This window comes from Peribacillus cavernae, assembly GCF_003989135.1.
Classification (GTDB): Bacteria; Bacillota; Bacilli; order Bacillales; family DSM-1321; genus Peribacillus; species Peribacillus cavernae.
On record NZ_RYZZ01000020.1, the window covers coordinates 59,552 to 72,416 of the forward strand.

The window sequence follows — 12,865 nt, forward strand, 5'->3', positions numbered from 1 at the left end:
CGCAGACGCCTGTGATTGGCGAGTCTGAGTTAATTAAGGAGGTGCAGAGTATGTACGCAATTATCGAAACTGGCGGTAAGCAAGTGAAAGTAGCAGCAGGTGATGTGGTTTACGTGGAGAAGTTAGACGTAGAAGCAGGCGAAACTGTTACATTTGACAAGGTTTTATTCGTTGGCGGTGAAGACGCGAAAGTAGGTTCTCCATTAGTGGCAGACGTTACTGTAACTGGTAAAGTCGAAAAACACGGACGCCAAAAGAAAATCATCGTATTCAAATACAAAGCGAAGAAAAATAACCGTAAGAAACAAGGCCATCGCCAGCCATACACAAAAGTGGTCATTGATGCAATCAATGCATAAGGCTGAATTATGATTAAAGTAATCATAGATTATGCTCCGCAGGAACGGATTGTTTCGTTCACCATAAGCGGACATGCTGATTTTGCTGAAAAAGGTTCAGATCTCGTTTGCGCAGGTGTATCCGCCATCTCATTCGGGGCTGTGAATGCCATGATGTCATTGACTGATGCAGCTCTTGAGATTGAGCAGGGCGGCGATGGCGGCTATCTCCGCTGTGCAATTCCGGAAGATATATCCGCGGAAGCACAGGAGAAGGTCCAACTGCTGTTAGCCGGCATGCTTATATCACTGCAAACGATTGAACTGGATTATGGAAAATACATTAAGATTACGCTAAATAAATAGGAGGTGGAACATATGTTAAGATTGGATCTTCAGTTCTTCGCTTCCAAAAAGGGAGTAGGTTCTACAAGAAACGGCCGTGACTCAATTTCCAAGCGTCTTGGCGCCAAGCGTGCCGATGGTCAATTGGTATCAGGCGGTTCTATCCTTTATCGCCAGCGCGGTACGAAAATCTATGCTGGTGAAAACGTAGGACGCGGCGGAGATGACACTTTATTCGCAAAAGTTGACGGCGTAGTACGTTTTGAACGTCTCGGGCGTGACCGCAAGAAAGTAAGCGTATATCCAGTTGCACAAGAAGCATAATAGCATCTTTGAATAGAGGCTGGCTCAAAAAGGGTCTGACTCCTTCTATTGTACACAATATATCGCGTCAGCTATATATCGTGATGAAGGCGTCCGGCCCTTTTCTTGTCTTTTAAAAGAAAGAAAGTATAACTTTTTCAAGGTGTACTGATGTCTAGCGCAAGCAGCCTAGCCCCGACGCACAGGGCGTGCTAGTGCCGACGAAGACATAAGGACGTGGCGGTTCTTAGTCGGCCTCGAGGTCATAAGCCAATCATCTGATAGGGAGAAAACCACTCCCCATACAGATGCTCGTCTTATGCTTGTCGGACTTGCGCAGGGATGCGCTGATGTCAACGTTCGCCACAGGACGTGGCGGCTTTTAGTCGACGTTCCTTTTTACAAGGCGCTTGCGCTTTTCTTATTGTTAGGGAGATTATAAAATTATTTTATGTGGATAATTTAATCTAGGTTATCTGCATCCAGCTCCAGCGCCTAGCCCCGACGCACAGGACGTGCTAGTGCCGACGAAGACATAAGGACGTGGCGGTTCTTAGTCGGCCTCGAGGTCATAAGCCAATCATCTGATAGGGAGAAAACCACTCCCCATACAGATGCTCGTCTTATGCTTGTCGGACAGGGATGCGCTGATGTCAACGTTCGCCACAGGACGTGGCGGCTTTTAGTCGACGTTCCTTTTTACAAGGCGCTTGCGCTTTTGTTCGGAACCTGAAAACCATCAGAATTCTTCGCTCTGCCATCGTCCAAAGCATTCGCCAGCCCTAGCCGAATATTTTGGACGGCGGTTTTTCATGTAAGAATACCGGAGACCATATCAGCATTGCCAAAAAACATGATGGAGCATTAAAAATTTGTAGGAGCTTGCAAATGAGTAAAGATTGGAAAACAGTGGAGATTTTAAGCCACACAAGACATGATTGGCTGAATAGACTTCAATTGATCAAAGGCAATATCGAACTGGATAAAATAGACCGTGTTAAAGCAATCATTGACGAAATTATCATAGAAACCCAGCACGAATCGAGGCTTTCTAACCTGAATATGCCCAATTTCGTAGAAACGCTTTTGACAGCAAACTGGCGCACATTGCCTTTGCGCATTGAGCTTGAAGTAGTAAGCCTTCAGCATGGCTGCCGCGATATGGACGATTTCATGGCCTCGTGGATTGAAGACCTGTTTTTGGTTCTCAAAGAGTCGGTAGATGACTATGACGAGAATGTGCTGGCAGTTTCGATAGATGAAAATAAGGAACGAAAAATTCGGTTGTCCTTTGATTTGCAGGGTACGATAAAAAAAGAAACCATTTTGCGTGATTTTTTAATTAAGCCGCTAAATGAAAATATGGCAGCGGCAGTCTGCAAGATCAGCAGCAACGAAACTTTATTCTACATTGAGATAGATTATGACGATATTAGTGATTAATTCGTACAGCTTTAGAATACATACAGAGGAAGTGATTACATGTTTGTCGATCAGGTCAAAGTGTTTGTAAAAGGCGGAGACGGCGGAAATGGCATAGTTGCCTACCGCAGGGAAAAATACGTGCCAAAAGGCGGCCCGGCTGGCGGAGACGGCGGTAACGGAGCCAACGTCATCCTTGAAGTCGAAGAAGGACTAAGGACGCTTATGGACTTCCGTTATCAGCGCCATTTTAAAGCGCCGCGCGGAGAGCATGGCATGTCCAAAAACCAGCATGGGAAAAATTCAGCTGACATGGTGGTCAAGGTTCCGCCTGGTACGGTTGTCATTGACGATGATACGAAAGAAGTGCTCGCTGATTTAGTAGAGCATGGGCAGCGCGCCGTCATTGCAAAAGGCGGCAGGGGCGGAAGAGGGAATTCCCGCTTCGCCACGGCGGCAAATCCCGCTCCTGAGATTGCTGAAAATGGTGAACCCGGGCAGGAGCGTAATATCGTACTTGAATTGAAGGTATTGGCGGATGTTGGTCTTGTCGGCTTTCCAAGTGTCGGAAAATCGACGCTTTTATCTGTCGTGTCTGCAGCGAAGCCGAAAATTGCTGAATATCATTTTACAACGATCGTTCCTAATCTTGGTGTGGTTGAAACGGAAGACGGACGCAGCTTTGTTATGGCCGACTTGCCGGGATTGATTGAAGGGGCTTCAGAAGGCATCGGGCTCGGCCATCAGTTTTTGCGCCATATTGAAAGGACGCGTGTCATTGTCCATGTAGTCGATATGTCAAGTTTGGAAGGCCGAGATCCGTATGAGGATTACCTGACGATCAATAATGAGCTTAAGGAATATAATTTACGGCTGACCGAACGCCCGCAGATCATTGTCGCCAATAAAATGGACATGCCTGATGCGGAAGCGAACCTAGAAGTCTTTAAGGGAAAAATGACGGGGGACTATCCGGTATTCTCCATTTCAGCAGTTACCAGGGAAGGGATTCGCGACCTGTTATATACAATTGCTGATAAGATTGAGGAAACCCCTGAATTTCCACTGGAGCATCAGGAAGAGGAAACAGGCGTCCATCGTGTCCTTTATAAACATGAATCATCCAGGGACGAATTCGCGATTACCCGCGATCCTGATGGCAGCTTTGTCGTTTCCGGATTTAAGGTGGAAAGATTGTTCAAGATGACCGATTTCACCCGTGAAGAGTCGGTGCGCCGCTTTGCAAGACAGCTTCGTTCCTTCGGTGTCGATGATGTGTTGAGAGAAAAAGGAGCAAAAGACGGTGACACGGTAAGGCTCCTTGAATATGAATTCGAATTTGTAGAATGATTATTATTGCAGCTGGGGAAGGGAAAGCCGCATTCTCTTCTCGGGCTGTTTGGATACTATCGCTCTGTTAGAGCTGGCAAAGAGGTGCATGGATATTGAACAAGACCGATAAGAAATTTTATTTGGTTCGTGAAGATGTCCTCCCTGAAGCAATGCAAAAAACGCTGGATGCAAAAGAGCTGATTGAACGGGGGAAAGCAGAGTCGGTTTGGGAAGCTGTCCAAAGAGTGGATTTAAGCAGAAGCGCATTCTACAAATACAGGGACACAGTCTTCCCATTTCACACGGTAGTTAAAGAAAAGCTGATTACTTTGTTCTTTTATCTTGAAGACCGCTCCGGTACGTTATCACAGCTTTTGAGCACTGTAGCATCATCTGGTTGCAATATCATGACCATCCACCAGACGATTCCGCTGCAGGGGAGGGCGAACGTAACACTGTCGCTGAATACAAGCGGGATTACCATGGAAATAGAGGAGCTGTTATCGAGATTTAGAAAGATGGAATTTGTGGAAAAAGTGGAAGTGCTGGGTTCAGGAGCTTAATATTTGGAGGATGCCGTATATTATTTTGTACGGCTTTTAAAATGGGTAAAAAGAGGAATGCCAGTTTTCAAGCCTGACTATTGTAATAAATCCGAAAATGGCATAAGATAGATAGTAAATTTTCTTAAAAAAGAGGGAGTACAGAATGTCACAAAGTATCGCTTTTCTCGGGCCGAAAGCTACATTTACCGATCTGGCCGTTTCGCGCTTATTTCCTGATGACACAAAAATAGCGATGTCCACCATCCCGGAATGCCTGGATGCAGTGAGTGAAGGGCAAACCGACCTTGCCGTCGTGCCAATCGAAAATGCATTGGAGGGCTCGGTGAATATCACACTGGATTATCTGGTGCATGAAGTGGACCTTCCGATCAGGGGGGAGATCATTACACCGATCCAGCAGCATATCATGGTGCATCCGGATAATGATAGTCCCGCTTTTTTGCCAGAAACCATTTATTCACATTCACATGCTATCGCGCAATGCCACAAATTTTTACATAAAGAGCTAAGTGGAATTAGATGTGAAAATACGACCTCCACTGCAGCCGCCGCAAAAATAGTGAAAGAAAATCCTGAGAGAAAAATTGCGGCAATCGCCAATGAAATGGCAGCGCAGGAATATGGCTTACAGATAACCAAGCACAATATTCATGACTTCAGTCACAACCATACGAAGTTTGTCGTCCTTTCAAAGTCTGAAGTACAGTATAAAAATACGACCGCTGTTCCACAGGGCTATAAAACAACGCTGATGGTCATGCTTCCGGCTGATCATTCAGGAGCGCTGCATCAGGTGCTGTCAGCTTTTGCCTGGAGGAAGCTCAATCTCTCAAAAATCGAATCGCGTCCGATGAAAACCGGGCTAGGGAATTACATTTTTATCATCGATCTTGAAATGAAGATGGATGATGTGCTGGTTCCAGGTGCAATCTCAGAATTAGAAGCGCTCGGCTGTAAAGTGTCACTGCTCGGCAGCTATCCAAGCTTCATGGTCGAAGAGGCAGCTGACCAAGCGGAAGTTAGTCTGAAAACGAGATAAGGAAAAAGCAGAAGCCAGGTTAGGAGCTTCTGCTTTTTTTCTCTTTTTAAGAAATGTTCGGTGTTTTGTTGTAAACGCCTAAATTTTATGGAGAATGGTCAGTTTCGGGATGCTATTCCACCAATAAATTTGCTTTTCTTAAAGCTTCCTCAGCTTCCTCCAGCAGTTCTTCAGATAAGGCTATCAGCGTGTGGAGATGAATTCCTTCGGTAAGTTCGGATAAAAAGGCGGCTTTCGTCTCCGCGATTTTCTCAAGGAATTGTTGGACTTCCTTTCGGCTGCTTACCATAATCGAAGCCGTTAAATCACCGTATACTGGGTGTTCGATTGTGACGTCTTTGACTGTGATGCCAAAGTCGACGAGTAAATTCAGTTCTTCTTCCGTTCGTGTCGGGCCATGCAGGCAGGCGACGATTTTTTCAAAGCTTTGCTGCAGCGGTGGATTGGCAAAGTACATATACCCCTGTGCCGTGGCGACAATCGGCTCTTGCTTTGCCTTTAGCAGAGTAATATCCCCGACAATCACCTGGCGGCTTACATGGGCGATCCGCGCCAATTCGGTGCCGGTAACAGGCTTTTCACTTGTTTTCAAAATGTGCAAAAGCTTAGCCCTTCTATCTTCACCTAATAACTTTTTCTTTACTGTCATGTTACCTCTCCTTATTCCGGCAAACGTACAACCATTTTAGCATAAGTTGCAGCCAAGGTCATAAGTCGGGTTTATTGGATGATGCTGGCGATTGTTTGGCTAAGGCCGATGATATGTTCTTCAGTAGTATCTTTACCAAGAGAAATACGGATAAGCCCTTTGGCCTCTTCATCACTTTTGCTGATGGCTTTCATTGTTTTCGATGGCTCCTGTTTGCCGATCGTGCAGGCGCTCCCGGTTGAAACGGCATATCCGGCACGATTTAATTCGAGCATGAGGAATTGTCCCTGAAAGCCAGGGAATATCAGCCCGATAATAGAGGGCAGCTGTTCTGTATCCGACTGGATTACTTCAAAAGAAACCTGCTTTTTCCTTAGTTTCCCGATTAGCAATGTCCGCAAAGCCTTCGTTTTCTCCCACTCGGCTTGCCTATTTTGATGAACTTTTTTACAGGCGGTAACGAACGATGCAATCGCGGGAACGTTAACGGTACCGGCACGGAAGCCATTTTCATGGGAAGTTCCGGGGACGGGCGGTTTTAACCGATGGATATTCGGAAAAATGACGGCCCCGGCACCCTTAGGGCCATAAACCTTATGGCTAGAGATTGATAGGCTGTCAGCGGCGGAACAAATCGATATCAGATCAAGCTTGCCAAATGACTGGACGCAGTCGGCGTGAAGGAATATCTCACGGTTGCCGATTATTTCCCTGATTTTATCCAGCGGCTGGATACAGCCAATTTCCGAATTGGCATGCGCGACAACGATCATGCATGTTGACTGTCTAATCGCACTCAACAGATCTATTAAATTGACGATTCCATCTTGTTTATGTTTCAGGTAAGTAATTTCATATCCTTCCTGCCCAAGCTTCGATAAATAATTTGCAATCGATGAATGCTCCGTTTTTGAAGCGATAATATGATTTTTCCCTGGTTTGCGTGATGAGAGGAATGTTTCCAGGGCAACAAGATTGCTTTCTGTGCCTCCGCTTGTAAAAACGACTCCTTCTTTATCCACATCCAGAAGCGAAGCAAGCTCCTGGCGTGAAAAGTCGAGAAGTCGATTTGCCGCTGATCCGATATCATGAAGACTGCTTGAATTGCCGTAAAATCTTTTCGATGCCTCGATAAAAATATCCAAAGCTTCCTCGTCAATTGGCGCCGTTGCTGCGTAATCCAAATAGATCATTGTAGTCACATCCCGCTTTCAGATAATTAAAAAACTCTTGTAAATAGTTTAATAATATGTAAATATAGTTGTCAAGACACCTGTTAAATCAGGAGGGAATAAAATGAGATCTTCAGAGGTTATTGTGGTTGGAAGTGGAATTGCCGCACTCCAAACCGCATTAGGAGCTGCTATAACGAAAAATGTGATTATTTTCACAAAAGATAAGCTAAGAAGCAGCAATTCCTATCTGGCACAGGGCGGGATTGCCGCCGCCATTTCCGCGGAAGACAGCACAGACAAACATGCTCAGGACACGCTCCTTGCCGGGAGAAATTATAACAACCCCGATGCGGTCTTGAAATTGGTGCAAGAAGCTCCTGCGGTGATGAACTCACTGATATTATCCGGCATGGAATTTGATCGGGAACGCGGTGGAAAGGTATCGCTTGGGATGGAAGGGGCACATAGTGAAAGGCGGATCATGCACCGTGATGGTGATGCCACGGGAAAATACTTGATCGAACATTATCTTTCACAGCTCGAGAAATCTTCGATAAAAGTCATGGAAGAAAAAGAAGTGATCGAGCTGATTATCGGTGAAGACGATTCCTGCATCGGTGTAAAGACGCTGGACCCGGAAGGCCGCAAAGAGTCGTATTATGGAAACCATATCGTCCTCGCCACCGGGGGCTGCGGCGCACTTTATCGTTTTACTTCGAATTCGCCGGGAGTAACGGGTGACGGCATTGCGATGGCGTTGAAAGCAGGGGCGCGGATAAAGGATATGGAGTTCATTCAATTTCACCCTACATTATTGTTTATAAATGGGAAAACACACGGCCTTGTATCGGAAGCTGTTCGGGGAGAAGGAGCGAAGCTGGTTACCGAATCCGACAAAAAAGTGATGGAAGGCGTCCATCCGCTAAACGACCTTGCACCGCGGCATATTGTCGCCCAGACGATTTATGCTTATCTCCAGCAGGGAGAAAGAGTCTACCTCGATATCTCAATGATTCCTGCATTTAAGAAGCGTTTCCCGACGATTTCCCTTCTTTGTGAACGCAATGGAATTGATAACAGTTCAGGGAAAATTCCGGTGGCACCTGGGAATCACTTTCTGATGGGAGGCATTGAAACCGATAACGTTGGCAGGACATCTGTCCGTGGATTGTATGCCGTCGGTGAGGCAGCCTGTTCGGGGGTGCATGGAGCAAACCGGCTTGCAAGTAATTCCTTGCTGGAAGGGATTGTTTTTGGCAAAGCCGTCGGTAGCTTCATTGCCAGTGAACCAGAACGGGAACTGCCAAATCAAAGATTCGAACCAACTAATAGGAGTCATATCCCGACCCTTCCTTCCTTAAGCGAGCTGAGCGAGAAGTTGATGCGATATGCAGGGATTATCAGGAATGAGACAGGGCTTGAAACTCTGCTGGATTGGCTTGGAAGTTTCGATCTGGCGGAGGTGTTGGAGGGTTCAGGCAGCGGGTTAACCAAGGAGCAAATACGTGCGGCCAACGGAATCCTGGTGGCATGGCTGATCGCCGAATCGGCTTTGTGCCGAAAAGAAAGCCGCGGCGGGCATTTTCGCAGTGATTATCCGGTGGAAAATGATAAAGATTGGCTGAAGCAATCCGTTGTAATCGATAAAAATAAGATGGAAAAAAGATTGAAAGGGCGGAGATACCATGAACAAATTAAAGTTAAAGCAACTACTTGAACAGTTTTTCATCGAAGATATCGGTGACCGTGATGTCACGAGCGATTTATTATTTACCGAACAAGAGCAGGGAACGCTAACATTCATTGCAAAGGAAGGCGGGGTTTTTTCAGGATGTGACGTTATTCAGAGCGGTTTTTTCCTACTGGATGAGAAAGCTAGTGTTCAACTATTTGTGAAGGACGGTGACTCCTTCTATGCTGGCGGAGAACTTGCCAGGATCACCGGTGACATGGCCGCCCTGCTTAAAGCGGAACGGGTCGTTCTCAATCTAGTCCAACGAATGAGTGCGATTGCCACGCAGGCTCAAAAGGCAGTGCAAATCCTCGATGGAACGAAAACGAAACCGTGTGATACGAGAAAAACAACACCAGGGCTCAGGATGCTTGAAAAATATGCCGTCCGCTGCGGCGGAGCGTCTAACCATCGGTATGGCCTCTACGATTCGGTGATGATCAAGGATAATCATATCTCATTCGCTGGATCGATTTCAAAGGCAGTCATGCTCGCTAAGTCCAAAGTCGGCCTTGCGGTGAAAATTGAAGTGGAGACCGAGTCAGCAGAACAGGTCAGGGAAGCAGTCGAAGCAGGAGCTGATATCATCATGTTCGATAACCGGACACCAGAGCAGATTAAACAGCTCATTCCACTTGTGCCTGTGCCTATCATTACCGAAGCTTCCGGAGGCATCAATCTTGAAAATTTATCGTTATACCGCGATTGCGGTGTGGATTATATTTCACTTGGCAGCCTGACACATAGCGTAAAGGCACTGGACATTAGCGCAAAGGTCAAAATGCTCATGCTGCAGGAAAGGTAAGGTGGAGATCACATGAATATTTTAGAAATGGCGAATGCGCCGGGAATGATGCTTCCCGATCAATATAAAAGGATGAGTACAGTGGAAATGGAAGACAGGGTAAGAGGCATCAAGCAAAGACTGGGACGTTCTCTGTTCATTCCGGGACATCATTATCAGCGCGAAGAAGTGATTCAATTTGCCGATGTAACCGGTGATTCATTGCAGCTTGCAAAGCTTTCCGGAAGTAACCGGGACGCCCGGCATATTGTCTTTTGCGGAGTTCATTTTATGGCAGAGACGGCGGATATCCTTACCTCAAACGATCAGACCGTTCTGCTGCCCGATATGCGTGCGGGCTGCTCGATGGCGGATATGGCGGATATCCATCAAACGGAAAGAGCCTGGGAAAAGCTCCAGAATATATTCGGCGATACTATTTTGCCTTTAACGTATGTCAACTCGACCGCAAATATAAAGGCCTTTGTCGGCAGAAATGGCGGAGCGACGGTCACTTCCTCCAACGCTAAGAAAATGCTTCAATGGGCATTCACCCAAAAAGAACGGATCCTCTTCCTGCCAGACCAGCACTTAGGACGCAATACAGCTTTTGATTTAGGGATCCCATTAGAACAAATGGCTGTTTGGGATCCTCACCGTGATGAATTGATCTATGATGGTGACATACAAGAAATTAAAGTCCTGCTCTGGAAAGGGCACTGTTCCGTTCATGAAAACTTTACCGTCGCCAATATTGAAGCGGTCCGGGCAGAATACCCGAATATGAAAATCCTTGTTCACCCGGAATGCAGAAGGGAAGTCGTCGAGCTGTCAGACTACAACGGGTCGACCTCTTATATCATCAACATGCTTGAAAAGGCTGCAACAGGCAGCGAGTGGGCAATCGGTACGGAAAGCAACCTTGTAAAACGGTTGAGACAAGCGCATCAGGATAAAAAAATCATCTCGCTCAATCCAAATATGTGTCCGTGCCTGACGATGAATCGAATCGATTTGCCTCATTTATTATGGTCACTGGAATCGATTGAAGCAGACAATATTGTGAATCCGATTAGGGTGGAAGCTGAAATAGCCGCAGATGCCGTTCTGGCCCTAGAAAGAATGCTGCAACGGGCATAACAATTTTTTATATGGCTGTACCGGAAATCCCTATATAATGCCGGGAACAGCTTTTTTGGCTTTTATGTAATAGCTAAAATGTTTTCAAATCCTTCTCGCTAATGTTCTCTTCTTATGTTTTCCAGCATAAAATTTTTCTTTTACGCATAAGTTTTGATGAAAATGTTAGCAATTTGCCCATCGCTTCATAGTATAGAGGGACATAGGCATAGGAGGGATTTACAGCGTGAAAATTCATATTGTCCAAAAAGGGGATACGCTTTGGAAGCTTTCGAAGAAGTACGGCGTTAGTTTCGAAGAGCTCAAGCAGGCCAATTCCCAACTAAGCAACCCGGACATGATAATGCCGGGCATGAAATTGAAAATACCAGGCTCATCAGGCAACGTAAAAAAAGAAATGCCGATACCGGGAGCACAGCCTAATTATGTAAAAGAAGCTCCAATCCAACAGCCTGTTCAGTATGCACAACCGATGCAACAACAGCCAGTTCAATATGCACAGCCGATGAAAGAACAGCCATACGTACCGCAACAACCTTTTGTTAAAGAACAGATCAAAATGAAGGAAAAACCGATTGTAAAAGAAAAGCCGATCATTAAAGAAATTATCAAAGAAAAGCCGGTGCCACAGCCAGTCTCACCGGAAATAGACATGGAAATAGATATCAATAATTATTATACGGTGAACATGGCTAACATGTCCGTGCAAAAGCCCCCTGCACCTCCTGTAATGCCAAAACCAGTGATCATGGAAGAGGAAAGTCAGGAGATGGTTCAGCCTGCAGAATATGTGCAGCCGGCTGCGCCAGATTGCATCCCTGCTACACCTATCATGCCTGGTACTGGATTTTGCCTGCCACATCAGCCATGGACCTCTCCACAGGTAATGGGTACTGGCATGGAGCCATATGGAGCTGATTGCGAGTCGGCAGATATGCACTATATGCATCATCAGGCCGGAGTACCGTCAGAAATGATGCAGTCCTCTTATGGAGCGGGGACTTATCCCGCACCTGGGGCCCATCATGCCCATCATCATCAGTATGAATCATCATCATTTGAGCCGGGAAACCAAAGCCCTAGTTCCGTCATGCCATCATATGGGTCGCATCATGGAGGACCGATGCATAATCCAGGTCAGCAGGGCGTCATGGGTCAATCATATCCAGTACCTAAGCAAAGTTACGAGCCATCTACAGAATCATCAAGCTTTTTTATGAATCAGCCCGGCCAATCGCCGTACCAGCACCAGAAGGGACCGTTGCAAGGCGGATTCGGCAGTTCAGATGAGTCATCGTCCGAATCACACCACATGTATCATCAGCCATACGCAGCACCACAGTATCAGCATCAGCAACCGCAATATCAACAGCATCAGCCATACCCATACCATCCACAACAGGCACCACTGCAAGCAGTAGCCATGGCCAAAAGCAAGGGTTGTGGATGTGTCGGTCCGGGAGAGCCATCGTCTGGATCACATCACATGCATTATCAGAGGTACGAAGAGCAAATTGCACCGCAGCAACAACAGATGTCTCCACAATACCAGCAACCATATCCAACACAACTTCAGCAACAAATGCAGCCAGGGATGGAGCAAATGCAGCCAGGAATGCACCAAATGCAGCCAGAGATAGGGCAAATGCAGCCAGGAATGGGGCAAATGCAGCCGGGAATGCACCAAATGCAGCCAGGGATGCAACAGATGCAGCATCCACAGCAGTTTGGACCGAATTTCCACCAACATGGGCAGGAACAATATGATCAACAGCAGCAAGGAGGATATAGCCAGCCTTTCATGCCGCCGCGATACCCTATTCCGCATAATCCAAATGGGCCGGTTGGGCAGGTTTTTTTCGATGACCAGCAACAACCGCAGCAGCCGTTCCATATGCCAGAGTTCGCGGATGAGAGCGGTGAATTTTAAACAAAAGGGAGACAGTGATTTTTTCAGCTGTCTCCTCTCTTATTTAAATAAGCATCAGCTGGAACTGAAAAACATTGTAACCATGCGGAGCAATGTTTACTTACTTAAGT

At 46.4% G+C, this 12,865-nt stretch carries 13 protein-coding genes and 1 other annotated feature (1 of these 14 only partly in view); of the genes, 11 read left to right on the plus strand and 2 right to left on the minus strand.

Going from position 1 to position 12,865, the window contains the following annotated elements; all coding sequences use genetic code 11:
- Positions 1–36, plus strand: a sequence feature (ribosomal protein L21 leader region); it begins 45 nt to the left of the window's first position.
- Between the two features lie 14 nt (positions 37–50).
- From rplU to pheA, 7 genes are all read left to right on the plus strand, one after another.
- On the plus strand, positions 51–359 hold the full coding sequence (gene rplU, locus ELQ35_RS14575) for a 50S ribosomal protein L21 (protein ID WP_126865553.1): 309 nt from the start codon (positions 51–53) through the stop codon (positions 357–359).
- Between the two features lie 9 nt (positions 360–368).
- Complete coding sequence (locus ELQ35_RS14580) at positions 369–704, plus strand: ribosomal-processing cysteine protease Prp (protein ID WP_126865554.1); 336 nt, start codon at positions 369–371, stop codon at positions 702–704.
- A gap of 12 nt (positions 705–716) precedes the next feature.
- Positions 717–1,007: a 50S ribosomal protein L27 gene (gene rpmA / locus ELQ35_RS14585; RefSeq protein WP_126865555.1), complete on the plus strand. Its 291-nt coding sequence runs from the start codon at positions 717–719 to the stop codon at positions 1,005–1,007.
- 867 nt (positions 1,008–1,874) lie between these two features.
- Entirely contained in the window at positions 1,875–2,429 is a 555-nt protein-coding gene (locus ELQ35_RS14590; RefSeq protein WP_126865556.1) for a Spo0B C-terminal domain-containing protein, read from the plus strand.
- A 39-nt stretch (positions 2,430–2,468) separates the two neighbouring features.
- Positions 2,469–3,758, plus strand: coding sequence for a GTPase ObgE (gene obgE, locus ELQ35_RS14595; protein ID WP_126865557.1), 1,290 nt, complete (start codon positions 2,469–2,471; stop codon positions 3,756–3,758).
- Between the two features lie 95 nt (positions 3,759–3,853).
- Positions 3,854–4,303, plus strand: a complete 450-nt coding sequence (locus tag ELQ35_RS14600; protein WP_126865558.1) for an ACT domain-containing protein — start codon at positions 3,854–3,856, stop codon at positions 4,301–4,303.
- Positions 4,304–4,448: 145 nt separating this feature from the next.
- Positions 4,449–5,345 carry a prephenate dehydratase gene (gene pheA / locus ELQ35_RS14605; protein WP_126865559.1) on the plus strand — a complete coding sequence of 299 codons (897 nt, stop codon included), beginning with the start codon at positions 4,449–4,451 and terminating at the stop codon, positions 5,343–5,345.
- 112 nt (positions 5,346–5,457) lie between these two features.
- On the opposite strand, the gene ELQ35_RS14610 is transcribed toward pheA, so the two are convergent.
- Together ELQ35_RS14610 and ELQ35_RS14615 are read right to left on the minus strand one after the other, a co-directional pair.
- The gene (locus ELQ35_RS14610; protein WP_126865560.1) at positions 5,458–5,994 is read right to left on the minus strand and encodes a transcription repressor NadR; all 537 of its coding nucleotides are present in this window, start codon (positions 5,992–5,994) and stop codon (positions 5,458–5,460) included.
- A 71-nt stretch (positions 5,995–6,065) separates the two neighbouring features.
- Positions 6,066–7,187, minus strand: a complete 1,122-nt coding sequence (locus ELQ35_RS14615; RefSeq protein ID WP_126865561.1) for an IscS subfamily cysteine desulfurase — start codon at positions 7,185–7,187, stop codon at positions 6,066–6,068.
- A 103-nt stretch (positions 7,188–7,290) separates the two neighbouring features.
- Between ELQ35_RS14615 and nadB the strand changes: the two genes are divergently transcribed.
- The 4 genes from nadB to safA all read left to right on the plus strand — a co-directional run bounded on the left by nadB (position 7,291) and on the right by safA (position 12,755).
- A complete protein-coding gene (gene nadB, locus ELQ35_RS14620; protein ID WP_126865562.1) occupies positions 7,291–8,886 on the plus strand; it encodes an L-aspartate oxidase in 1,596 nt (531 codons plus the stop codon).
- A complete protein-coding gene (gene nadC / locus ELQ35_RS14625) occupies positions 8,855–9,706 on the plus strand; it encodes a carboxylating nicotinate-nucleotide diphosphorylase (RefSeq protein ID WP_126865563.1) in 852 nt (283 codons plus the stop codon). The genes nadB and nadC overlap by 32 nt, the downstream gene beginning before the upstream one ends.
- A 12-nt stretch (positions 9,707–9,718) precedes the next feature.
- Positions 9,719–10,825, plus strand: a complete 1,107-nt coding sequence (gene nadA, locus ELQ35_RS14630; RefSeq protein ID WP_126865564.1) for a quinolinate synthase NadA — start codon at positions 9,719–9,721, stop codon at positions 10,823–10,825.
- Positions 10,826–11,051: 226 nt separating this feature from the next.
- Entirely contained in the window at positions 11,052–12,755 is a 1,704-nt protein-coding gene (gene safA / locus ELQ35_RS14635) for a SafA/ExsA family spore coat assembly protein (RefSeq protein ID WP_185861778.1), read from the plus strand.
- Positions 12,756–12,865: the final 110 nt, after the last annotated feature.